Here is a 23,805-nt window from a genome sequence, read left to right on the forward strand (position 1 = left end):
TAAAACAGAGGATAAGATTGCTTCGTTCCTCGCAATGACAAAATGAAAAACAATACTAATAATACAGAAAAACCGCAAAAACAAGAATTCCTTTTTGACGGTATCAACTACAAAATTCTTTTAATTGGAATTGGAGTTATCGCCTTAGGTTTTATCCTAATGTCTGGTGGAGGAAGCGATAATCCGAATGTTTTTAATGAAGATGTTTTTAGTTTTAGACGTATTCGTTTAGCTCCAACAACTGTTTTGATTGGTTTTGGAATCACTATTTATTCTATTTTCAAAAAATCTAAGTAGACTTTCTTTAGACTGCTTAGACAACTTAGATCTTTAGATTATTAGAATTAATCTCTTTAAAAAAGTCTGACATCTAAGAAGTCTAATTAATCTAACAATCTAAATTCAATGAATACATTACAAGCTATCATTCTTGCCATTATTGAAGGAATTACAGAATTTTTACCTATTTCTTCAACTGGTCATATGATTATTGCCTCTTCTTTTTTTGGAATTGCACACGACGATTTTACCAAACTTTTTACAATTGTAATTCAACTTGGTGCTATACTTTCGGTAGTTGTTTTATATTTTAAACGTTTTTTTCAAACGCTTGATTTTTACTTTAAACTTTTGGTAGCATTTATTCCGGCAGTAGTTTTAGGATTGTTGCTAAGCGATTTTATTGATGGTTTATTAGAAAATCCCGTTACTGTTGCAATATCTCTTTTAATAGGAGGATTAATTTTATTGAAAGTTGACGAATGGTTCAATAAACCAAATACAGCAGAAACTTCGCAAGAAATCACGTATTTACAAGCTTTTAAAATTGGATTATTTCAATGTTTAGCAATGATTCCGGGAGTTTCAAGAAGTGGTGCAAGTATTGTTGGAGGTATGTCTCAGAAATTATCAAGAACAACAGCTGCAGAATTTTCATTTTTTCTTGCCGTTCCAACAATGTTGGGTGCAACAGTAAAAAAATGTTACGATTATTATAAAGCCGGATTTGAATTATCTCACGATCAAATTAACTTATTAGTTATTGGAAACGTTGTAGCATTTATTGTAGCTCTTTTGGCTATTAAATCATTCATAGGTTTCTTAACTAAAAATGGTTTTAAAGTTTTTGGCTATTATAGAATAATCGCAGGAATCATTTTATTATTGATTCACTTTTTCATTCATCCTCTTACGATTATATAATGACAACTGAAGAATATTTAGACGGACAAGTTTTATTGATTGACAAACCTTTAAAATGGAGTTCGTTTCAAGCTGTCAATAAATTAAAATACCTTTTGATCAATAAAGTTGGACTTCCAAAAAAGTTCAAAATTGGTCACGCCGGAACTTTAGATCCTTTGGCAACCGGATTATTATTGATTTGTACAGGAAAATTCACCAAAAGAATTTCGGAGCTTCAAGGTCAAGCCAAAGAATATACGGGAACTTTTTATATTGGAGCCACTACTCCATCTTATGATTTGGAAACTGAAATCGATGAGACTTTTCCAACTTCTCATATTGATGAAGCTTTAATTCACGAAACGGTAAAACAATTTCTAGGCGAAATTGATCAAAAACCACCTATTTTTTCTGCGATTAAAAAAGATGGCGTTCGTTTATACGAACATGCCCGCGCAGGAGAAACGGTAGAAATTGCAAGCAGAAAAACAACCATTCACGAATTTGAAATTACCCGAATTGCATTACCCGAAATTGATTTCAGAGTAGTTTGCAGTAAAGGAACTTATATTCGTTCTCTGGCTTTTGATTTTGGAAAAGCGATGAATTCAGGTTCGCACTTAACGGTTTTACGCCGAACTAAAATTGGCGATTATGACGTAAAAAATGCGATTGATATTACTTTATTTGAAGAAAGTCTTAATCTGAAATAAAAAACAGATAGCACATTACAAAATAAGACAATAGTATAATGTGCTCACTTCTTAACTAAAGTAGAGTTATTCCACACTTGACCCTTTGGAATTAATAGTGAGGTATATTTTTTCCGCCAAACAATAAACCTGAAATAAAATCGTAAAACTTGTCGAATAACTTTTTCATGATAGTGTATTTTTAATTGTTAGATATTAAATAAACACCAATAAAAAGAGCAAGTCAGATAGTAGATAGTAGAAGTGGGATTATATCAGCAAGTTACAAAATATTTATCCCACAGAAAAACATTTTAATACATTTTTTACTGTCAAAACACTTATTTTCAGTCAATTGCCCGAAAAATATAGCGTTTCAACGATTTTTTTTCTAAAAATTATAATCGGTTATATTTGATATTCTCCATTATTTCAACCAATTCTTTCTGAACAGAAACTCCTTTATCTGCCAGATACCATAATTGCAAATCGGTTTTGATTTTTTCATCAATAACTCCAAATTCTTTTTTATAGTTTGTCATTAATTCAGTAGCTCCTTTTGGTCTTGGTCCCCAATCCGCACGAACAATTCCGGCTTCTTTACAAATTACGATAAGTTTTGGTATTGCTCTTCCGCCATTCGTTAGATAATGATTCATCAAATCGTCATTCTGGTCGCGAAGTACAATTCTAAGATCAATCTTTTTATTGGATTCATGCGCCATTTTCTCAAGAATAGGCAGTATTTGAGCAGCGTCTCCGCACCAACCTTCAGATATTACAAGCCAAATATAATGATTGTCTAAGTTTTGTAGTTTTGAAATTACCTCTTCAGAAATCTTGATTGTTTTTTCTAACCGATTCATTCTGACTTCATTCAGGCTTGTATAATGCGTTAAACTTTCAGATTGTTCGTTTCCTGTTGATTTTCCTTCAGACAATAAATCGGTAACTAATTTTCTATATTCTGCATAAGAATAACTGTGGAATAATGCTTTGGCTACAATACTTTTCATACCTGTTTCGTTTTGATTATGATAAATTTACAAATTAAAAGTAAACGCAAGAATGACATTTATCAGATTCAACTGAAATAAATTATAAAAGCTTTATTTCCTTAAAAATAAAAGAGCAATTAATTTTTTGTAAACATTATTTTTAAAAATCAGAATATGTCTATATTTGCACAAATTAACGCAACACAAACATGAAATATAAAAGAATTCTTCTAAAACTTAGCGGCGAAGCCTTAATGGGTGATTTACAATACGGAATTGACCCTAAAAGATTAGCCGAATATGCTGAAGAAATTAAGCAAATTCACAGTAAAGGAGTAGAAATTGCTATTGTTATTGGAGGAGGAAATATTTTTAGAGGCGTTGCCGGTGCAAGTGCTGGTATGGATAGAGTACAAGGCGATTATATGGGAATGCTTGCAACCGTAATTAACGGAATGGCTTTACAAGGCGCACTTGAAGACAGAGGAATGAAAACGCGTTTACAAACTGCTTTGAAAATGGAATCTATTGCTGAACCATATATTAAAAGAAGAGCAGATCGTCACCTTGAAAAAGGAAGAATCGTAATTTTTGGAGCCGGAACCGGAAATCCATATTTCACAACTGATACTGCAGCTGTTTTAAGAGGAATCGAAATCAATGCTGATGTAATCCTAAAAGGAACTCGTGTTGATGGTGTTTACGATTGTGATCCTGAAAAAAATGCTTCGGCAGTAAAATTTGATTTCATTTCGTTTGACGATGTTCTTAAAAAAGGACTTAATGTAATGGATACAACTGCTTTCACCCTAAGCCAGGAAAACAAATTGCCAATCGTTGTTTTTGACATGAACAAAATTGGTAACCTTTTGAAAATCTGTGAAGGCGAAAACATAGGAACAGTAGTTAATGTATAAACTGTTTAGATTGTAAGATTTCTCTAAATTTTGACAATCATTTTACATTCAAAAAAAACAAAAAAACATATTAGTTAGTAAATTAGAGGAATCATTTTTTAAAAACGAATCGTCTATCCCGAAGTTTCGGGACTTAAAAATCTAAAAAAAATGACTGAAGAAATAGAATTTATATTAGATAGTACAGAAGAATCAATGAATGGTTCTATTGCGCATTTAGAGAAAGAATTCCTTAATATTCGTGCAGGAAAAGCTTCTCCGGCAATGTTAGGAAGTGTTTTTGTAGATTACTACGGTTCTGCAACACCACTTTCGCAAGTGTCAAAAATTAGCGTTCCTGATGCAAGAACAATTACTTTACAGCCTTTTGAAAAAAATATGCTGCAGGTTATTGAAAAAGCAATTATGATTGCAAACATTGGTTTTAACCCAATGAATAATGGTGATGTAATTATCATCAGTGTTCCGCCTTTGACAGAAGAACGTCGTAGAGATCTTGCTAAACAAGCAAAATCTGAGGCCGAAGACGCAAAAATTGGTGTTCGTAACGTACGTAAAGATGCGAATACTGATATTAAAAAATTAGAAAAAGAAGGAACTTCAGAAGATATCTGTAAATCTGCAGAAGAAGAAGTTCAGAACTTAACAAATACTTATATCAAAAAAATTGACGAATTATTAGCAGCAAAAGAAGCTGAAATAATGAAAGTATAATTTTTGTAACAACAAATTAAAAATCCGTTTGGTTAAAATACTACCAGACGGATTTTTTTATTCTTATTTTTGCATACCAAAAATGCATTGTTTTCGTTTTTGAATCTATAATCTCCTTTATGAAACTATTTTGTTTTTTGACTTTGTTCTTTACGCTTAGCATTCAGGCGCAATTTCAAATAAACGGAATTGTAACGGATTCAAACAATAAGCCTCTTCCTTTTGCTACAATTACAACTTCAGACAACATCAACACAATTACAGATGTTGATGGAAAATTTGATTTTAAAATAGCCGAAAAGACAACCACTTTTGCCGTTTCATACATTGGTTTTCAAACAAAAATCATTGCAATTATTGCAAACAAAAAATTTTATGCCATCTCGCTTTCTCAAAAAACAGATGATTTAAAAGAAGTTGTTGTTTCTAATGAAAATCCTGCTTTGACGATTATAAAAAAGGTTATCGCCAATAAAAACAAAAACAATCCGCAAAAAAGGCTCAATAGTTTTGAATACAAAACCTACAACAAACTTATTGTAACTGCCAATCCGGATTCTATCGATGGCAGGATTGATTCGTCTGCAGCTTATAAAGATTTCAATAAAAAAGAAATCAATATCGATTCCTCCGATTATAAGTTTAAAGAAATTATAAGCAAACAGCATTTATTTCAAACCGAAAAAGTTTCTCAATATCAATTTGGAGATCATAAACTTAAAGAAACTGTTCTGGGAACCAAAATTGCCGGTTTTAAACAGCCTATTTATGAAATCATAGCATTCAATTTACAATCAATATCTATTTATGATTCTAAATATGAATTGTTTGAAACCAAGTATGAAAACCCGATTTCTAACAGTGCAACTTCAAATTACAATTATAAATTACTGGATACTGTAAACATAAAAGGTCGTGAGACTTATATGATTTACTTTAAAAACAAACAAAAAAGAAAATCATCAGGTTTAGAAGGCGTTTTGTATATCGATCAGGAAAATTTTGCTGTCGCCAAAGCTGTAATGCGAATAAAAGGCGTTCTGGACATTAGCGGAATTCATGAATTTGAATATGTCCCAGAAGAAAAAATCTGGTTTCAGAGCAACACAACTTTCAAAATTGTAAAAGGAAAGAATGACGATGATATTAAAATTTTAGGCGGAACCATTCAGTTTGACGGTGATGTTGAAGATAATTTTGAACCGAGAAAAAAATCAGCTTCTGATTTTACCTATTTACTTTCTGAAAGTAATAATTTCGACATTCATTACAACACAACCAATCCTATAAAAAATCCGGCGCTTTATATCGAAATAAAGGACGATGCAAGCAAAAAACCGGAAGAATTCTGGAATACTTACAGAAAAGAAAGTTTGGACTTAAAAAGCCAAAAAACATACTTATTATTAGACAGTCTTTCTGTTAAGAAGAGAATTGAAAAACGTTTAGGCCTTGGACGAAAAATCATCAATGGTTATTTCCCAATTGGACCTGTTGATTTGGATCTGAAAAAAATAATTAGTTACAATAATTACGAAGGTTTTCGTCTTGGTTTAGGCGGAATCACAAATGATCGTTTTTCTAAGAGTTTTAGAATCGAAGGATATTCTGCTTACGGAACTAAAGATGGCGAAGTTAAATACAGTATTGGCTCTGGAGTTTTACTTGACAAAAGTACCAACACTTGGCTAAACGGATCTTACACAGATGATGTTCGGGAGATTGCGAGTACCGTCTTTGCAGTTGACAAACGTGTCTTTAAAATTTACGATCCGCGACCAATCAACATTAGTACTTTTTACCAATATAGTAGCTGGAAAGCAAATGTTCAGACGAAAATTATTCCGAAAACCGAAGCTATTTTAGAATTATCCCGAACTTTTGTTCAGCCCGAATTTGATTATCTTTTTAATCTAAACGGAAAATTATATTCCAACTATATCATGACTACGGCAATGTTGTCAATAGTTTGGGCACCTTTTAGCGATTTCATGCAAACGCCAACAGGAAGAAATGAATCAGAAAAAAGATTTCCAAGATTTACCTTTCAGTACACGCAATCACTTCCAAATGTTCTGGAAAATGATTTTAACTTTGGCAAAATAGATTTCAAAACCGAGTACGAAAAAAAATATCTAAACGGTCAAAAAACCAGTTTGCTACTTCAGGGAGGTTACGCAATGGGAGATGTTCCAATTACACATTTATACAACACAATGCCTAATAACCTTACCAAAGAAACCGTTATTCAGCGTATTACTTTTGCGGGTAGAAACAGTTTTGAAACCATGTATTTTAATGAGTTTTTCTCGAGCCAATATATATTTTTCCAAATAAAACATGGCTTTGACCGAATTACAATATTCAAAAAAGTACGCCCATCTTTAGTTTTAGTAACCAGAATGGCGTGGGGAAATATGGAAAATCCGCAACAACATGTTGGACCAACCTACAAAACCTTAGACAAAGGTTTCTTTGAATCCGGAATTGAATTAAACAAGATTTTCAAAGGTTTTGGTCTCGGCGGATTTTATCGTTATGGTCCAAATCAGCTCTTAAAATTTGAAGATAATATTGCTGTCAAAATATCTTATGTTCTTGATTTAGGATTGTAATATAAATATAACCTTTGTCAAAGTTTAAAACCAAGAGTGTAAGGAACTATAAAAGCTTATTTTTCAAAGTTTGTCCGCGTATTTTTGTCATTCCGAGGAACGAGGAATCTCCGCAAGAAACTCCTCAGGCAAAATCGCCAATCTTTGTCGAGCTACTTGCGGAGATTCCTCGTTCCTCGGAATGACAAGATTAAGAAACCTTTGTCAAAGTTTAAAACTTTGACAAAGGTGAATAGTAAAGAATTTCTAAATTACCATTAGCTTTTTGTAACCTCTTTTTTATCATTAAGCTGAACTTCAGTTTCCATATTACCTCTTATCAAGATTACAGAACTTGATTTTCCGTTACTAAAATTGATTTTTAACAAGTTTGGATAATCTACAATTTTAAATAATCCATTTTTAAGATACACCAACTCATTATCATTTTTCCCTTTAAAATGTTCCAATAACATCGATTCAACATAAAGGCGATTATTCTTTTCTACGATTTTGGTTTCTACTCCTTGTCCATAAAGAAAATCATCGTAAGTCCCAATTAGTTTTTCTTTTAGATTTGAAGGCATTTCCTGAATTTCCTCATTAGATGTTTTATTATTCCAGTCCATTAACGTCAAAAGCTTTCTTTGAGTGCTCGCCATTACAGGAAAACGATTCGGTTTTTCACCATTGGTTAGAAATGCAAAGCCGTTTCCATCTGTCATAGTCGCAAAAACACTTCCTCCAACTCCTGTATTTGAACCATTACACATAAACCATTCGTAATTATTATAACCGAAAGACTTTTGCCATCCGTAACTCCATCCGCCAACCGCATCTTTTAAAGCAGTTACTTCTGTTACTTTTTTGGCAACATTATGAGAAATCACCTTGTTGTTTTTATTACGAAGAGCATTTTGCATTTCAATAGCAAGTTTAGCTAAATCAGTTGGCGTAGACCACATTCCAGATGCTCCAACTTGTGGCGTGATTGGCAAACCTGTTCTAATTACCTTTTCATTTTCATCGTGAACAAGCGCTACATTTGTTGGAAAACCTTTTTCATCAGGCTGTATCATTGTCGTGTTTTTTAAACCAAGTGGTGAAAAAATATACTGTTTTGCTAATTCCTGGATAGGTTTCTTAAAAGTATCTTCTAATGCCATTTGAACAATTACATAACCTCCACCACTATATGACCAACCCGTTCCTGGCGTAAACAAGAATTCAATTTCTTTATCATATCGCGGAATTTGACCTAAAAGACTTTGTTTTATTGTTGGGATTGTATCACCTTGGTAATAATCTGCAAATCCGCCTTGAGTTGTACCAGCCGTATGATTAAGAAATTGTCTCCAGGTTGGACTATTGTTTTCGGTAAATTTACTCTTTGGCAAATGCCAGCGTTTTAAATAACCATCGATTGGAGTGTCTAAATTAAGCAATCCTTTCTCTTCAAGTATAAAACAAAGAAGCGCAGTTATTGGTTTTGAAATCGAAGCTGTAGAAAAAGCAGTATTCTTGTCTATTTTCTCTTTTGAATCTATCGATTTTACACCAAATTGGTTTGAATAGACTATTTCGTAGTTTTCGAAAACAACAAGACTAAATCCTGCAAGTTTGTATTTTTCTAGTTGCTTATCAATGTTTAAACTGTCCGTTAGAAAGCTATAATCTCTTTCTTTTGATACTGCTTTTTTGTTTGTCTGAGCACTTGCAACGGTTACTATAAGAAGTAATAAATAAATAGTGGTTTTCATCGTATCGTAATTTTTAGGTTAGTAAATTATTTCGATACAAAGATGTGGGAGAAAGGAAACCTACGCGACCGAATAAAATTAATCGAACGCATTTGTCTATAAAAATAAGTACGAGTAATAAAAACTACGAGTACGAATAATTACAAAGTATTGGCTTTAAGCACTTTTACGATAAACTGTTGGTGTATCACCTGTATGTTTTTTAAAAGCAGTATTAAAAGAAGATTTCGAATTAAAACCTACTTCATATAAAATTTCTAAAACGGTCATCTTACTTTTTGTGGAATCTTTTAAAATTTCCATAGCTTCTTCAATACGATACGTATTCACAAAATCATAAAAATGCTGTTGTAACTTATGATTAATTAAAAGCGATAAATCTCGAACAGGAATTTGGATAGTTGCAGAAACATCCTGAATTGTTAAAGAAGGATCTAGAAACGGCTTTTCTTCAGCCATATATTGTTGCAATTTCAACAACTCTTCAGAATATTCTTTTTCACTTACAGTTGATTCCTCCTTATTTTTTTCTTCTAAAACAATATCCGAAACCAGTTTTAATTTTGAATCAATACTTCTAAACAAACCAGGATTATTTAATGCTTTAAATAAATACCAGCAAACAATAAATAGCTGAAATACCAAGAGACCAATTTTTATCCATTCAGAGATATAAGGATAATCAGAGAACTTGAAAACATTTTTTAAAAGCGCCACTGAATACAAAACAGTTAGTACAACTGTAAACTGAAACAACCAATTATAAGAACTAATACTTGTACCTGCACAATTTTCGAGATATAGTTTCCTGGCTTTTCTTAAAACCATAAAAACAGCAACGATATAAGCAATTAGCTGAACATGTATAAGAATATGATTGAACTGAATCTCAACCATATTTTGATAATTCTGAATAAAATTAATTTTAGAAGCTTCATTTACGGCATAAAAACGAGGTATCATAATTGCATTTGCAGTTAAAAATGGAAGCAGATGCAATAAGTGTTTTGGTTTAAGCTTAAAATCTGAATAACAAACAGATAATACATATAGATAAAAAACAGGAATCTGCAAGAAAGCAAATAAACCTCTTAACATTCCAAAATTAGAAGGTTTATCAATTATTAAGTCGAATAAAGTTTGACTGGTATCTATTGCGCATAATATTAAAAAAGTCGCAAAAAGATAATTACTTATTTTATGCTTTGTCTTAACTGCAAACAAAAAAAATGCAAGAAATAATGATATAAACAAGGAAACTACCGTTACAATAACTAATAAATCAATCTTAACATTCATTATCTTCTTTTTGGTATTATTTAGGGTTTACAAATAACTATGACGTTCTTAAATGCAAAACAAAGTTGCGATAGTCTATTCAAAAATAACAAAATATTCGTTGGTTATACAATTGTATAGTTAAGGATTTAATTTGTTTTTGAGAAAAACAACAAGGCATAAAAAAAGTCTATAAATTAAAATTTATAGACTTACAAATATTTGTGGAGAATATCGGATTCGAACCGATCACCTCTTGCCTGCCAGGCAAGCGCTCTAGCCAAATGAGCTAATCCCCCTTTTTTATGACTTTAGAATTTGCATTCGAACCGTTATCTTCCCGATTGCATCGGGACGCTCTAGCCAAATGAGCTAATCCCCCTTTTTATGTTACATTGGAAAAAATTAAATGAGCTAATCCCCCCAAAGCGTTAGCAAATAAAGTCAATTAATTATCAAAAAACAAATTTCAAATCGCTTCAGGTAAAAATAGTTGCCAAAACCGTAACTTTACGATCAAATCTATTTTTATGAGGTCAGAAAATCAAAACGGTTCTTTACAAACCACTTTAAATAATGCAATTGCAACAATTCAATTTGGTCATCCGGCCAGTAATTCTTTCCCTCGTGAACTATTAAATCGCTTAACGGCTGAGATTAATTTATTAAGTAAAAAGGAATCGGTTTCGGTTATTGTTTTGCAAAGCGAAGGTTCTAAAGTATTTTGTTCAGGTGCTTCTTTTGATGAACTTCTTGCGGTAGAAAATAAAGAACAAGGAAAAGAATTTTTCTCTGGTTTTGCTCATTTGCTAAATGCAATGCGTTCTTGCTCTAAAATTATTATTGGTCGCGTTCAAGGCAAAGCTGTTGGTGGCGGAGTTGGTATTATTTCGGCTTGTGATTATGTTTTGGCTACGCCCGAAAGCGCTATAAAATTATCTGAATTAGCCATTGGAATTGGTCCATTTGTAATTGAACCGGCAGTTACCCGAAAAATTGGCAAAACAGCAATGACCGAAATGACGCTTGCTGCACACGAATGGAAATCTGCAAATTGGGCACTTGAAAACGGACTTTACGCGTCGCTTCATAATGCAGAAGAATTGGATATCGAAGTTTCAAAATTCGCTCAAAAACTAAGTTCATACAATCCGGAAGCTTTATTCGAAATGAAAAAAATTATCTGGGAAGGAACAGAACATTGGCAATCGTTACTTCTGGAACGTGCTGCAATTACAGGGAAATTAGTTTTATCCGATTTCAGCAGAAATGCTTTGACACAATTTAAGAAGTAAAGTTTTCAGTCTCAGTTTACAGTTTGCTGTAACTTTGTCAAAGTTTTAAACTTTGACAAAGTTCAGATACTATTAAATAAATCAAATTTTACCAAACATGTATATCATTTCATTATTCCAAAAAGTCGATGTTGCAGAGAAACTTAAGACCGCTCCGGACAGCAGTTATCAAATTGGTGTATTGATTGGATCATTTCTTCCTTTTGTGGTTTTAGTAGGAATTGCTTACTGGATGTATAACCGTGCTAAAAAAAGAGACAAAAACGGTTATTAATTCGTAAATTTGCAACCTAAAATTCAAATCGATGAGTAATATCAGAATTACAAAACAATTTAGTTTCGAAACCGGTCACGCCTTATATGGTTACGACGGAAAATGCAAAAACGTTCACGGCCACAGTTATAAATTGTCGGTTACCGTGATTGGTTCGCCAATTATGGATCGATCAAATGTAAAATTCGGAATGGTAATTGATTTTTCGGATCTAAAGAAAATTGTAAAAGAAGAAATCGTTGATCAGTTTGATCATGCAACGGTTTTTAACGAAACAACTCCGCATATCGAATTGGCAAATGAATTAAAAAATCGTGGACATCACGTTATTTTAGTTGATTATCAGCCTACAAGTGAAAATATGGTTGTAGATTTTGCTGACAGAATCATTGCGCGTTTGCCAAAAGATATTTCTCTTTTTTCACTTAAACTTCAGGAAACAGAATCTTCATTTGCAGAATGGTACGCATCTGATAATTTGTAAATAGAAAAAAGTAAATTGTAAAAGGTAAAACGTTTCACATCTCACAAACCACATCTCACAATACATGAAAAAAGTATATTTCGCTTCTGATCAGCATTTTGGAGCTCCAACTCCTGAATTGAGTTTGCCACGCGAACAAAAATTTGTAGCTTGGTTAGATGTTGTAAAACAAGATGCAGAAGCTATTTTTTTATTAGGCGATTTATTTGATTTTTGGTTCGAATACAAAACGGTTGTTCCTAAAGGATTTGTTCGTGTTTTAGGGAAGTTAGCAGAAATTCGCGACAGCGGAATTCCGATTTACTTTTTTGTGGGAAATCATGATTTATGGATGAACGATTATTTTCAAACCGAATTGAACATTCCTGTTTATCACGACAATAAAGAATTTACTTTTAACGGAAAAACATTCCTGATTGGTCACGGCGACGGAAAAGGTCCCGGAGATAAAGGTTACAAACGAATGAAAAAGGTATTTACAAATCCATTTTCAAAATGGCTTTTCCGTTGGTTACATCCGGATGTTGGCGTGAGTTTAGCCCAATATTTATCTGTCAAAAATAAATTGATTTCAGGCGACGAAGATGTAAAATTCTTAGGTGAAGAAAACGAATGGCTGGTTTTGTACGCAAAACGCAAACTCGAAACCAAACATTATAATTATTTCATTTTTGGACACCGCCATTTACCAATGATTATCCCTATTGGAGAAGAATCTAAATATGTAAATCTAGGCGACTGGATTGGTTATTTTACCTATGGAGTTTTTGACGGCGAAACTTTTGAACTTCAAAAATTCGAACAATAATTACTTTTTATTCGTTGGATAAATCCCAATTTTGTGCGTTCTCAAGATATAATTCGACATTTGTTTAGTATTCGAAAGCTGGAATTTAATTGCACCGGATGATTGTTTAGGCATATGACATTCAACACAATTACTAGCTAATAAACTTCCTGACATCGTTTTTAAAGTCGTTTCATTATGCTTGAAATCCTGATGACAACTCATACATATTTTAGAATAAGAAGCCAGATTCTTAGAAGCATTTTCATGCGGATTGTGACATGTAATGCAATCCATTTTTTCACTTTTTATAAAACATTTGCTTTGCGACATCAAGCGAAATTGATTTCCGTGTACATCAAATTTTGCAGTATCGGTAATACTTCGAGTCTCTCTGTAAAAGTCAGATAAAACACTTCCGGGTTTAAAATCAAAACGGGATTTTATTTTCATTCCGTCATTTCCGGCGTGACAAAGTGCACACGCATCGAGTTTTTGTTGCCTATTTAATGTTTTATAGCTTGTTATACTATTTGCAACTTTTACGTTTGGATTTTTAATATGAAATTCAGCATGCGCTTTCGCTGGTCCGTGGCAACGCTCGCAATCAATTCCATAAACGATGGTTTTTCGATCAATAATATCTTCAACATCCATCGACGTGAAGTTTTTTTCTGTCGATTTCTGTCCAACATTTCGGCTGCTAATATTTGAAGCGTGACAAGAATAACAATCCTTCATCACCATTCGATCAAAATAAGGTTTATCAGCAGGAAATCCTGGACTTGTTGCCCAATTATTTATAGAATTATAATAAGAAACAGGTAATTCATAAGTATTATTCTCACGCCAGTAAACAGAAGTCTGTGCATGTTTAGCGCCAAAAACGATCTCAAAACGATGCGCCTCAACTTCTTTTCCGTTTTTATACAAAACCTGATAAAGACTGTCATTGCGTTGTTCCATTACCAATTTGGTATTCTTATCATAGATAAAAACGTGATTCTTTGCATCAAAATCACCGAGAACATTTCCTAAAATTGCAGGAGCAGTTGCTTTAAAATGAGAACTTTGCAAAGCCATGTCATATTGAGTTTTATGACAATCAATGCAACTTTCAGAACCTGCGTAATCAGTACCGCGAGGATCAATATATTCATCAGATTTGTTTGTGCAATTTGACAGAAAAACTGCTAAAACAAGTATAGCAAAAAGAATGCGTGTTTTTTTCATTGCTGTAAATATACTTTTTTTTGTATAAAATCAAAATATATTTCAATAATGAAAAATTGTTGTTAAAATATTTAGAATGTTTCTTAATTCATCCCAACTCCATAAACATATTCATCTAAATCAATTCGGAATAAAGAACCTTCAACCAAATCTTTTATCGATTTTAATTCTGTCATCGAAACGGCCAAATCTATAGAAGAACAAGGTGTTTTCAATAAAAATTTATGGCATGAATATTTTAATTCGCAAGCTTCGCAACAAGCATTTTCAATCATACTATCTTCAATTAAATCACAAAAATGATTCAATTCCTGAACTGTAAAATAAAACCCAGTTTCTTTAAACACTAACTGAACTTTGTCTAATATGGTTTCATTTTGCTTTTTCCAATAAAAAGCTATGCCGAAGTTATTATGATATATTTGCTCTATTTCTCTCATCGTAAATCGTTTTATTCCAACAAATATAAATATTATTTATATTAATTCTAAATAAAAAAATCATAAAAAAGATAAAAAATTAGGCAATCTGAATGCTTTAAGCTCATTTACATATAACTGAATTAAGATTCTCTTATAGCATTTCTAATTTGCACAGAGTTTTACTTATACCAATGCTTAATTTTAGATAAAAACTCTTGTTGTTGATCAACGAACAAATAGTGAGAACAATTATCCAAAAAGGCAAAATGATTTTTACCAACCAAATCTTTAATTGAAGTAATTTGTGCTGATGAAAAAATTCCATCGTCTTTGCCATAAATTGCATAGATAGAAATGCCTTCCGCTTTTATCTTTTTTAAAGACGACCTTGTGTCGATATTATTTTGCTTTTCGTTTTGGTAAAAAAGTAAAGGAGCATTTTTGTTTCGAATATTAGTTTTAAAAAATTCGCTTGCTTCATAATCCGCATATAATTTTTTTGATTCTTTGGTTGGATTTGGCATTTTAAAATAATCATTATCACTTGCCAGATCAAAACAATGTTTTCTATATCCTGCCGAATTTTTGTCGAGTTTTTCTACGTAAAATATTTTATTAAGGTTTTTAGAATCTCCAATTTTCAAATATTTATTCTTCAAAGAATTTAAAATATGATCATACGTTTCTTGTTGCGAAAATAAAGCTCCTGCCAAAATAAGCTTACTCACATTCTGAGGATATTTTTCGGTATAAAGCGTCGCAACCAATCCGCCAAAACTATGTGCAAGAAGAGTCGCTTTCTTTAAATCATACTTTTTATAAATCGCATTTAAATCCTGAAAAGCTTCTTCATAAGTAAATTTTGCATCAGGATCTGCAGATCTTCCCTCGCCTCTTCGATCGTAAACAATTACATAAAACCCAAGATTAGCCAGTTTTTGAGCCGTTGTACCTTCAAATAAAGTAGAATTCCCACTTGGACCTCCGTGAATAAAAATGATGCATTTATCTTTTTTATTTCCGTACGTTTTGATGTAGAGATTTTGTCCGTTTGCGAAAAACGATATTGTAAAAACAAAAGCAAGAAGAAATGATTTCATCTATTTGAAAAGTTAGTGTTTTAAAACGGCATAAATAGTAGTGTCTTTTGCAACGTAACGATCTTTTTCTTGATCGTAATCTTTAAATATGAGATGCATTTGCAAAATATTATCCTGAATTTTAACTCCTTCTTTTTTAAAATAAAAATCTTCTTCAGATTGAAATTCGCCAATCTTTCTTTCGAACAAAAAATACTTCTTTTCAATGACTTCATATTTACAACACGAACCTAAAAACCCTTGGAATTTTGTATTGATTTGGATTTGATCATTTTCAAATTTGGTATCATTTGAAACAAAGAAAAAAAGAAAAACAGATCCTAAAAGAGCACCAAAAATTCCATCGATTAACCAACTTATAAAAATCAAAAAAGGCGAAAAGATGTAAATTGAAAAATATAAGGCTCTTTTTTTAAAAGGCTTCACATAATAAAAAAACAAAATACAGGCTGAAACATAAAATAGAATTTTAAGGATTAACCGTAAACTGGAAATTAAGCCAATTTCGAAAATAGCATTAATTATAAAATTGATTAAAAGTATAATAAATGTTACGAGATGAATCCTTAAAAATATCTTTTTGAATTTGTTCATTTATTCCATATTCTGATGATCATCCATATCTTTCTTAAGATCTAATTTTCTAAATGTTGGCGATTTTAATGCCGTTACAATAACAGTCAAAAGCGTAATACTTCCTCCAAAAACAACAGAAGTTACAGTTCCCATTAATTTAGCTGTTGCACCACTTTCAAAAGCACCTAATTCATTAGAAGATCCCACAAAAATTGAATTTACAGCACCAACTCTTCCACGCATATGATCTGGAGTTTTAAGCTGTAAAATCGTTTGACGAATTACTACAGAAATTCCGTCAGCAAGTCCGCTCAAGAATAAAGCAAAAACCGACAACCAAAATGACGTAGAAAGACCAAATAATATGATCGATAATCCGAAAACAAATATGGCTATTAAAAGTTTCTTTCCTGCATTTTTATATAAAGGCACATATGCAGAAACTAGCATGGTAATAAAAGCTCCTACTGCTGGAGCGGCTCTTAAAATACCAAAACCTTCAGCACCGACTTTTAAAATATCCTGAGCAAAAACAGGTAATAATGCTACAGCGCCTCCAAAAAGTACTGCAATCATATCAAGCGATAAAGCGCCTAAAACAATTTGGTTTTTAAATACGAAATTCAATCCTTCTGCAAGGCTATCTTTTATCGATTCTCCAATCTTTGGATTTGTGATTGGTTTTTTACTAATCTGAGATAAAGCAATTAAGGAAAGAATTGAGAATCCAAAAACCAGACACATTGACCAATGAACACCAATCCAGTTAATTGAGAATCCAGCCAGCGCTGGTCCCATAACGGCTCCAATTTGCCAAACCGAACTACTCCATGTAGCCGCATTTGGATATGCTTTTTTAGGAATAATCAGCGATAGAAGAGAGAAAATAGTTGGCCCAAGAAAAGCTCTAACTAATCCGCCTAAAAAAACTAATGTATAAATTGAATATAAAACTATAGTTGGAGATAAATCGCCGACAACTTTTGGCCAAGTCAATAAAAATAAGCCAAAGCTAATTACAGAAAATCCCAGAATACATTTTACTAATAATCCCTTCTTTTCTTTTTGATCCACAATGTGTCCGGCAAATAAAGCCATTCCAACGGCGGGAATAACTTCCATTAAACCAATAATTCCTAACGAAAGCGGGTTTTTAGTCAAACTGTAAACTTCCCATTCGATCACGATAAATTGCATCGCCCAGGCAAAAACCATAGCAAAACGCAATAATAAAAAAACATTAAATTCTCTGTAGCGTAATGCCTGATAAGGATCTCGCTTTTCTGTTTTATTCGTCATTTGTTCTAATATCTTTTAGCATAAGTTGAGTCGAAACGGTTCCGTTCCACTCGTTTTCAGCCAATGAATACGCCAGCTGAAAAGTATTTTGATTTTTTGCAATGTCTATTTTTTTTCCCAATCCAAAACCTATTGCAGCAATTCCATCTGAATTATATTGCTTCACAAAAAGTCTCAAATGTTCTTCTTCTGCGCCTAAAGTTTTAGCATAACCTGTATCTTTTACCTCTTTAGTCATAAAAACAGGCGTCATATTCAGCGGTCCAAAAGGTTCGAATTGTTTTAAAATCCGAATTAGTTTTGGAGTAATATCTGTAAAGTTAATTTCGGCATCAACTTCTATTTCCGGAGTACGCATTTCAGGCAAAATGGTTTCCTGAACTTGCTTTTCGAAAGCATCTTTAAAAGTTTTGTAATTTTCCGCTTTCAACGTCATTCCTGCTGCATACATATGTCCTCCAAATTGTTCCAAATGTTCAGAACAAGCATCAAGAGCATTGTAAACATCAAATCCTTTTACAGATCTGGCAGAAGCGGCATATTTATCTCCACTTTTAGTAAAAACTAAAGTCGGACGATAATAGGTTTCGATTAATCTTGAAGCTACAATTCCGATAACGCCTTTGTGCCAGTCTTCCTGAAAAACAACTGTCGAAAATCGATCTTGCTCGTTATTGGTCAGGATTTGTTGAAAAGCTTCTTTTGTAATTTGTTTGTCCAAATCTTTTCGATCTGAATTGTATTGTTCTATTTCTGAAGCAAATTGTTGCGCTTGTTCAAAATTGAATTCCGTTAATAATTCAACAGCATGATTACCGTGTTTGATTCTTCCGGCAGCATTTATTCGGGGAGAAATAATAAAAACAACATCGGTAATATCAAGAGTTTTCTTTTTTACCTGATGTACCAAAGCTTTTATTCCCGGTCTTGGATCTGAATTAATAACTTGCAATCCGTAATAAGCCAAAACTCTATTTTCGCCCGTTATTGGCACAATATCTGCCGCAATTGCTGTTGCAACTAAATCCAGATACGGAATTAAATCTTCTATCGTTTCACCTCTATTTGTTCCTAAAGCCTGAATTAATTTAAAACCAACGCCACAACCACATAATTCATCATAAGGATACGAGCAATCTTCTCTTTTTGGGTCTAAAATCGCAACCGCATCCGGAAGAAATTCTCCTGGTCTGTGGTGATCACAAATAATAAAGTCGATGTTTTTTTCTTTCGCATAAGCGATATGATCAATGGATTTAATACCACAATCGAGCGCGATGATTAAAGAAAATCCGTTATCATCGGCAAAGTCAATTCCTTTAAACGAAATTCCGTAACCTTCCAGATAACGATCCGGAATATAAGTGGCAATATTAGGATAATGAGATTTTAGATACGCTGAAACCAAAGAAACTGCCGTTGTTCCGTCGACATCATAATCGCCAAAAACCAAAATATTTTCCTGATTTTCGATCGCTAATTCAATTCGGGAAACGGCTTTATCCATGTCTTTCATCAGGAAAGGATCATGAAGATGTTCTAATGAAGGGCGAAAGAAATTCTTGGCATCTTCAAAAGTTTCAATGCCACGCTGAATCAAAAGTGTTGCTACAAAATCTTCTACATTCAAGGCTTGCGCCAAATGTTTGATTTTATCTTGAGAAGGTCTTGTTTTTAATGTCCAACGCATTTTTTTATTGTAGATTTTTGATCTTAGATTTTAGACTGAAAAAATCTGAAATCGTTTAATCTATAGTAGAAATATTATGTTTTGCCTTTGTCAAAGTTTAAAACCTTGACAAATGTTTTTAGGATAAAGCAGACTCTAGGGAATCTAAAATCTAAAATTATTTTGTTTCCAAAGCGTTTCCTTCAAACTTAACTCCGTCCCAACCCAAGTTGATGAAATTTCTAATGTTTTGGTGATTTGTTCCGTTTGGATCTCCTAAAACTTCTTCAAAATAGAAAGCTCCAAAACAAGCTAAAGTTTCTTCTTTATTCAAGTTTTGCAATTTCGCGAAAGAAAATAATTTACAAGAACCTGAGTTTTCTCCGGCTGCATTATGTTGTGTTCCGTTTTGAAAAGCTGTTGGCGTGAAGTTGTAATTTTCTTCGATTACAGCAATAGTTTCAGGGAATGTTATTTCGGTTGGAGTTTGTTTTACTTTTTCTAAAAAGGCTTGTATGCTCATGATATGCTTTATTTATTTTCAGATGGATTTAAATGTCTTTTATTTTCTATTTCTAACAATTGCTTTTCAGAATATTTAAAATCATAACTACTATTATTTTTTTGGTGAATCCTAACCACAATGTCATTATAATTATATTCATTTTGTATTAAAAAACTCCTATACAAAATTGCAATTTTCGCAGAATGACTTTTTAAAAATCTCATGTCTTTTTCTAATAAATCGCCATTGAAAATATTTATTTCGTAGCTTTTCTTATTTAGATCAATATCACTTTTAACAGGTCCGGTATTTATTTTTTCTGGTCGATAAAGATGTCCTATTTTCTGAATTTCAGTATCATCATCTTTAGAATGATCAATTTCTTTATTCTTGCAAGAAATTGTAATAATCAATAGAAAGAGAAATATTATTTTTTTCATAAATAATTTAATCTTCTTCGTCTTCTTCTGGTTCATCTTTCGAAAACTTACTTTTCTTAGGTTCTTTTGTTATTGTTTTTCCGGCAACGACTACTACAATTTCACCTCTTGGCGCTATTTTTTCAAAATGAGTTAAAACTTCTCTTGCAGTTCCTCGTACGTTTTCTTCGTGTAGTTTTGACAATTCTCTTGAAACACTAACTTGTCTGTCTTCTCCAAAATACTGAATAAACTCAGCTAAAGTCTTAACGAGTTTATGTGGAGAAACGTATAAAATCATTGTTCGGGTTTCTTCGGCTAAAGCCAAAAATCGAGTTTGACGTCCTTTTTTATCAGGCAGGAAACCTTCAAAAATAAATTTGTCGTTTGGTAATCCGCTGTTTACTAAAGCGGGAACAAAAGCTGTTGCGCCAGGTAAACATTCGACTTCGATTTTATTTTCGACACAAGCGCGCGTTAATAAAAAACCGGGATCTGAAATCGCCGGAGTTCCTGCATCCGAAATCAAAGCAATAGTTTCACCAGCTTTCAAACGCGCAATTAAGTTTTCGGTTGTTTTGTGTTCGTTGTGCATATGATGACTGTGCATGTGCGTGCCAATTTCAAAATGCTTCAACAATTTTCCACTCGTTCTGGTATCTTCCGCCAAGATCAAATCGACTTCTTTCAAAATCCGAATGGCACGAAATGTCATGTCTTCAAGATTGCCAATTGGCGTTGGAACGATATATAATTTAGACATATTTTTTATATTATTTCACGAATTAACACAGATTGTAACTGTCTTTAAAAATTTCACAAAGAAATAATTCGTGTTAATTCGTGAAATCTGTGTTTTATTTTTTTTATGAGAATTTTTTCTCTACAATTCCTAAGAAACGTTCTGCGTAATCGTCTTTTCCAACCCAATTATTATAATCCGGTTTCACCATATTTTCTATGAAATCTAATGCTTCAGTATAAGAATCAAAAGTCAGTAATTGGTTTAAAACGCGACTGTAATCTTCAGAACTGTTTCCGAAAAGGTTCTTGGTAAAAGCAATTCGGTCATTTAAATCAATATGAAAACCTTTTGCCAGTTTTTCATTCAAAGTAACCACTTTTGGTTCCGCCGGAGTTTCTAAAACTACGGTTTCTACAATTTTCTTCTCTTTAAATTCGCTAATTGATGGAGTTGGAGAAACGGCTTCAAAACTGTCTACTTTTACAAATTCAGCATCAGCATAATTGATTCCGAAATCTTCAAATAAAATAGAAACAGGTTCTGGTTTTGTTGTAACTTCTACCTTTTCCTCTACTTTGTCTTCTATTTTATCCTCTATTTTCGCTTCCTCTCTATCTAATTCAAAAGCTGGAATAAAATTCGGAATTGGTTTTAGATCGCTAATTGTTGTAAAAGAAATTTCTTCAAATGAAGCTTTTTCTTCTTTTACTGGTTCAGTTTCTTTAATTGCTTCAAGTTCCTCTATTTTTTCAATAACAGGTTCTTCAATAACTTCCTCTTCAATTTCTTCAATTGGCTCCGGAGCTGTTTCTACTGGAGTTTCAGCAATTATTTCTTCAACAATTACAGCTTCAGCAATTTTTTCTTCTGCAATTTCTTCTGCCACAATTGGAGTTTCGATTACAGCTTCTGCCGGAGCGATATCTTCTTTTTCGAAGATTGCTTCAACTTCTGCGCTAATTTCACTGTGCGTGATTGTTGGTTTTACAGTATCAAAGTTTTCGTCTACAAACTTCAACACCGCTAATTTTTCATATAATTTCTGTGTTTCAAGATACAATTGATTGATATCGGATTTATTTTTAAGCTTTAAAATTCGATGTGCAATGCTGATTAAATCGGCTTCCAATTTTTTTTTCATAACTGTTGAAATTATAGTGAATAGGGTATTTTAGTATATTTTGTATTCGAATGTTTTTATTCTGGGATGAAATTCGCAGAACTATTTTTTATTTCTGTTAATAAGCGTTTGCGAATCTCCGATTTGATAAAAATTTTCTACTTTTGAAAAAACGTAAAACATCAAAATTTTGCGTCAATTTATTACCAGTACAAAGTAATAAAAACTATTCATTTTTAAAGGTAGAAAAATACAAAATGTTTCTCGAAAATACAGTAAATCACAAAGAACAATTTGGTTGGATTGAAGTTATTTGTGGATCAATGTTTTCGGGTAAAACCGAGGAGTTAATCCGCAGATTAAAACGCGCCCAATTTGCCAAACAAAGAGTCGAAATCTTTAAACCTGCCATTGATACTCGCTATCATGACGAAATGGTGGTATCGCATGATGCCAACGAAATTCGTTCAACTCCGGTTCCCGCCGCGGCAAATATTTCTATTTTAGCGCAAGGTTGCGACGTTATTGGTATTGACGAAGCTCAGTTTTTTGATGACGAAATTGTTACGGTTTGTAATGATCTTGCTAATCAGGGAATTCGTGTGATAGTTGCAGGGCTTGATATGGATTTTAAAGGAAATCCCTTCGGACCAATGCCAGCGCTTATGGCAACAGCCGAATATGTAACTAAAGTTCACGCCGTTTGCACCAGAACGGGAAATCTTGCCAATTACAGCTTCCGTAAAACCGATAATGACAAATTAGTAATGCTTGGTGAAACCGAAGAATATGAGCCATTAAGTCGTGCTGCATATTATAACGCCATGAAAAAGATTCAGGATAAATAAAAGTTGCTTTTTTTTCTTCACAACAAAAACAAACTACAAATGCAGAAACCTACAACAAAAAAGAATTTAATTATTTTAGTAATAAGTGCAATTGTAGCATTATCATTGGTTTTTGTCTTTTATTATTCTTTTAAAGAACCTGTTACTGACAAAGAAATGGTCGAATTAGTAGCGAAGTACAACAAAAATTGCCCTTTAGTTATTCAGGAAGGAATACGTCTGGACAATGTTACTTTGCCAAAAGATAAAGTCGTTCAATACAATTTGACTTTACTTAATGTTGAAAAAGAAACTGCAGAAATTGAAACGATAAAGAAAAATATCGAAGAAAGTCTTCTTAGCACCGTTAAAGCAAATCCCGGACTTCAAACATTTCGTGATAATGATTTTACCTTGATTTATAATTATGATGATAAAAAGGAAAACTACTTGTTTGAGATCACGATAACGCCCGAACAATATAAATAATTTAGAAGCCCAATTATAAAATAAAACCCGACAGATTTCAAAAATCTGTCGGGTTTGTTGTTTTAAAAAAGATCGTTCATTCCGTAGGAATGTTTCATCGGTAGACATTTAAAATTGGTGCGTGAATATACGTTCCGTAGGAATGTTTGATCGGTAGTTTGAATAATCGAATGGATATTTTGTGGTTAATTCCATGAAAAAAAAGTGTCCCTACAGGACACAAATCGGAAATCATAACATACTTTTTCTACCGATCAAATATTCCTACGGAATAATGAATGATGCAATAATGCTATTGTTGCTACCTTAAAAAAACTACTTCTAAACTGGACTAAAGTCCAGCTCTACAATATAAATCGTTCCTTCGGAACTTTAAAGAGCCTTCGGCTCGAACTATTTTGCAGAGCTGGATTTTAATCTGGT

25 protein-coding genes and 1 tRNA gene are annotated in these 23,805 nt (G+C 32.7%); 12 read left to right on the top strand and 14 right to left on the bottom strand.

Translation table 11 applies throughout. The annotated features are described in order from the left end of the window. The first annotated feature begins 42 nt into the window (after nucleotides 1-42). The 3 genes from CLU81_RS10350 to truB all read left to right on the top strand — a co-directional run bounded on the left by CLU81_RS10350 (nucleotide 43) and on the right by truB (nucleotide 1,898). Complete coding sequence (locus tag CLU81_RS10350) at nucleotides 43-297, top strand: DUF3098 domain-containing protein (protein WP_099709725.1); 255 nt, start codon at nucleotides 43-45, stop codon at nucleotides 295-297. A gap of 108 nt (nucleotides 298-405) precedes the next feature. Beyond that, nucleotides 406-1,203 carry an undecaprenyl-diphosphate phosphatase gene (locus CLU81_RS10355; RefSeq protein WP_099709726.1) on the top strand — a complete coding sequence of 266 codons (798 nt, stop codon included), beginning with the start codon at nucleotides 406-408 and terminating at the stop codon, nucleotides 1,201-1,203. Beyond that, on the top strand, nucleotides 1,203-1,898 hold the full coding sequence (truB, locus tag CLU81_RS10360) for a tRNA pseudouridine(55) synthase TruB (RefSeq protein WP_099709727.1): 696 nt from the start codon (nucleotides 1,203-1,205) through the stop codon (nucleotides 1,896-1,898). The genes CLU81_RS10355 and truB overlap by 1 nt, the downstream gene beginning before the upstream one ends. A 377-nt stretch (nucleotides 1,899-2,275) precedes the next feature. On the opposite strand, the gene CLU81_RS10365 is transcribed toward truB, so the two are convergent. After that, the gene (locus CLU81_RS10365) at nucleotides 2,276-2,893 is read right to left on the bottom strand and encodes a thioredoxin family protein (RefSeq protein WP_099709728.1); all 618 of its coding nucleotides are present in this window, start codon (nucleotides 2,891-2,893) and stop codon (nucleotides 2,276-2,278) included. Nucleotides 2,894-3,084: 191 nt separating this feature from the next. On the opposite strand from CLU81_RS10365, the gene pyrH reads away from it, so the two are divergent. The 3 genes from pyrH (at nucleotide 3,085) to CLU81_RS10380 (ending at nucleotide 7,121) form a co-directional block, all read left to right on the top strand. Continuing rightward, nucleotides 3,085-3,792, top strand: coding sequence for a UMP kinase (pyrH, locus tag CLU81_RS10370; RefSeq protein WP_099709729.1), 708 nt, complete (start codon nucleotides 3,085-3,087; stop codon nucleotides 3,790-3,792). 150 nt (nucleotides 3,793-3,942) lie between these two features. After that, a complete protein-coding gene (frr, locus tag CLU81_RS10375) occupies nucleotides 3,943-4,506 on the top strand; it encodes a ribosome recycling factor (RefSeq protein ID WP_099709730.1) in 564 nt (187 codons plus the stop codon). Nucleotides 4,507-4,625: 119 nt separating this feature from the next. Continuing rightward, complete coding sequence (locus CLU81_RS10380; RefSeq protein WP_099709731.1) at nucleotides 4,626-7,121, top strand: DUF5686 family protein; 2,496 nt, start codon at nucleotides 4,626-4,628, stop codon at nucleotides 7,119-7,121. A gap of 257 nt (nucleotides 7,122-7,378) precedes the next feature. Here CLU81_RS10380 and CLU81_RS10385 read toward each other — a convergent pair whose 3' ends face one another. The 3 genes from CLU81_RS10385 to CLU81_RS10395 all read right to left on the bottom strand — a co-directional run bounded on the left by CLU81_RS10385 (nucleotide 7,379) and on the right by CLU81_RS10395 (nucleotide 10,437). Continuing rightward, complete coding sequence (locus tag CLU81_RS10385) at nucleotides 7,379-8,860, bottom strand: serine hydrolase (protein ID WP_099709732.1); 1,482 nt, start codon at nucleotides 8,858-8,860, stop codon at nucleotides 7,379-7,381. 156 nt (nucleotides 8,861-9,016) lie between these two features. After that, nucleotides 9,017-10,159 (bottom strand): AraC family transcriptional regulator, encoded by a 1,143-nt coding sequence (locus CLU81_RS10390; protein ID WP_099709733.1) that lies wholly within the window; start codon nucleotides 10,157-10,159, stop codon nucleotides 9,017-9,019. Nucleotides 10,160-10,363: 204 nt separating this feature from the next. Then, nucleotides 10,364-10,437, bottom strand: a tRNA-Ala gene (locus CLU81_RS10395). Between the two features lie 231 nt (nucleotides 10,438-10,668). On the opposite strand from CLU81_RS10395, the gene CLU81_RS10400 reads away from it, so the two are divergent. The 4 genes from CLU81_RS10400 to CLU81_RS10410 all read left to right on the top strand — a co-directional run bounded on the left by CLU81_RS10400 (nucleotide 10,669) and on the right by CLU81_RS10410 (nucleotide 12,999). Then, nucleotides 10,669-11,433, top strand: coding sequence for an enoyl-CoA hydratase/isomerase family protein (locus CLU81_RS10400; protein ID WP_099709734.1), 765 nt, complete (start codon nucleotides 10,669-10,671; stop codon nucleotides 11,431-11,433). Between the two features lie 97 nt (nucleotides 11,434-11,530). Further along, nucleotides 11,531-11,707, top strand: coding sequence for a hypothetical protein (locus CLU81_RS26960; protein WP_165877235.1), 177 nt, complete (start codon nucleotides 11,531-11,533; stop codon nucleotides 11,705-11,707). A gap of 31 nt (nucleotides 11,708-11,738) precedes the next feature. Beyond that, entirely contained in the window at nucleotides 11,739-12,191 is a 453-nt protein-coding gene (locus tag CLU81_RS10405) for a 6-carboxytetrahydropterin synthase (RefSeq protein WP_099709735.1), read from the top strand. Between the two features lie 64 nt (nucleotides 12,192-12,255). Then, nucleotides 12,256-12,999, top strand: coding sequence for a UDP-2,3-diacylglucosamine diphosphatase (locus tag CLU81_RS10410; RefSeq protein ID WP_099709736.1), 744 nt, complete (start codon nucleotides 12,256-12,258; stop codon nucleotides 12,997-12,999). Here CLU81_RS10410 and CLU81_RS10415 read toward each other — a convergent pair whose 3' ends face one another. The 10 genes from CLU81_RS10415 to CLU81_RS10460 form a co-directional block, all read right to left on the bottom strand. Further along, nucleotides 13,000-14,211, bottom strand: coding sequence for a cytochrome c3 family protein (locus CLU81_RS10415; RefSeq protein ID WP_099709737.1), 1,212 nt, complete (start codon nucleotides 14,209-14,211; stop codon nucleotides 13,000-13,002). A gap of 83 nt (nucleotides 14,212-14,294) precedes the next feature. Then, nucleotides 14,295-14,651, bottom strand: a complete 357-nt coding sequence (locus CLU81_RS10420) for a hypothetical protein (protein ID WP_099709738.1) — start codon at nucleotides 14,649-14,651, stop codon at nucleotides 14,295-14,297. A 161-nt stretch (nucleotides 14,652-14,812) separates the two neighbouring features. Further along, nucleotides 14,813-15,733: an alpha/beta hydrolase gene (locus CLU81_RS10425; RefSeq protein ID WP_099709739.1), complete on the bottom strand. Its 921-nt coding sequence runs from the start codon at nucleotides 15,731-15,733 to the stop codon at nucleotides 14,813-14,815. Between the two features lie 12 nt (nucleotides 15,734-15,745). After that, nucleotides 15,746-16,102: a hypothetical protein gene (locus tag CLU81_RS26635; protein ID WP_144444493.1), complete on the bottom strand. Its 357-nt coding sequence runs from the start codon at nucleotides 16,100-16,102 to the stop codon at nucleotides 15,746-15,748. A gap of 225 nt (nucleotides 16,103-16,327) precedes the next feature. Continuing rightward, nucleotides 16,328-17,608 (bottom strand): MFS transporter, encoded by a 1,281-nt coding sequence (locus CLU81_RS10435; protein ID WP_099709741.1) that lies wholly within the window; start codon nucleotides 17,606-17,608, stop codon nucleotides 16,328-16,330. Further along, the gene (recJ, locus tag CLU81_RS10440) at nucleotides 17,598-19,298 is read right to left on the bottom strand and encodes a single-stranded-DNA-specific exonuclease RecJ (RefSeq protein WP_099709742.1); all 1,701 of its coding nucleotides are present in this window, start codon (nucleotides 19,296-19,298) and stop codon (nucleotides 17,598-17,600) included. Before recJ ends, CLU81_RS10435 begins: the two co-directional genes overlap by 11 nt. Nucleotides 19,299-19,455: 157 nt before the next feature. After that, nucleotides 19,456-19,800, bottom strand: coding sequence for a HopJ type III effector protein (locus tag CLU81_RS10445; protein WP_099709743.1), 345 nt, complete (start codon nucleotides 19,798-19,800; stop codon nucleotides 19,456-19,458). Nucleotides 19,801-19,808: 8 nt separating this feature from the next. After that, the gene (locus CLU81_RS10450) at nucleotides 19,809-20,222 is read right to left on the bottom strand and encodes a hypothetical protein (protein WP_144444494.1); all 414 of its coding nucleotides are present in this window, start codon (nucleotides 20,220-20,222) and stop codon (nucleotides 19,809-19,811) included. 7 nt (nucleotides 20,223-20,229) lie between these two features. Then, nucleotides 20,230-20,964: a 16S rRNA (cytidine(1402)-2'-O)-methyltransferase gene (rsmI, locus tag CLU81_RS10455; protein ID WP_099709745.1), complete on the bottom strand. Its 735-nt coding sequence runs from the start codon at nucleotides 20,962-20,964 to the stop codon at nucleotides 20,230-20,232. A 103-nt stretch (nucleotides 20,965-21,067) separates the two neighbouring features. Then, nucleotides 21,068-22,087, bottom strand: coding sequence for a hypothetical protein (locus CLU81_RS10460; protein ID WP_099709746.1), 1,020 nt, complete (start codon nucleotides 22,085-22,087; stop codon nucleotides 21,068-21,070). Nucleotides 22,088-22,323: 236 nt separating this feature from the next. On the opposite strand from CLU81_RS10460, the gene CLU81_RS10465 reads away from it, so the two are divergent. After that, the gene (locus tag CLU81_RS10465) at nucleotides 22,324-22,914 is read left to right on the top strand and encodes a thymidine kinase (RefSeq protein WP_099712721.1); all 591 of its coding nucleotides are present in this window, start codon (nucleotides 22,324-22,326) and stop codon (nucleotides 22,912-22,914) included. 39 nt (nucleotides 22,915-22,953) lie between these two features. Beyond that, on the top strand, nucleotides 22,954-23,382 hold the full coding sequence (locus CLU81_RS10470) for a hypothetical protein (RefSeq protein ID WP_099709747.1): 429 nt from the start codon (nucleotides 22,954-22,956) through the stop codon (nucleotides 23,380-23,382). Nucleotides 23,383-23,805 lie beyond the last annotated feature (423 nt).

The sequence above is a fragment of the Flavobacterium sp. 9 genome (assembly GCF_002754195.1).
Lineage (GTDB): Bacteria > Bacteroidota > Bacteroidia > Flavobacteriales > Flavobacteriaceae > Flavobacterium.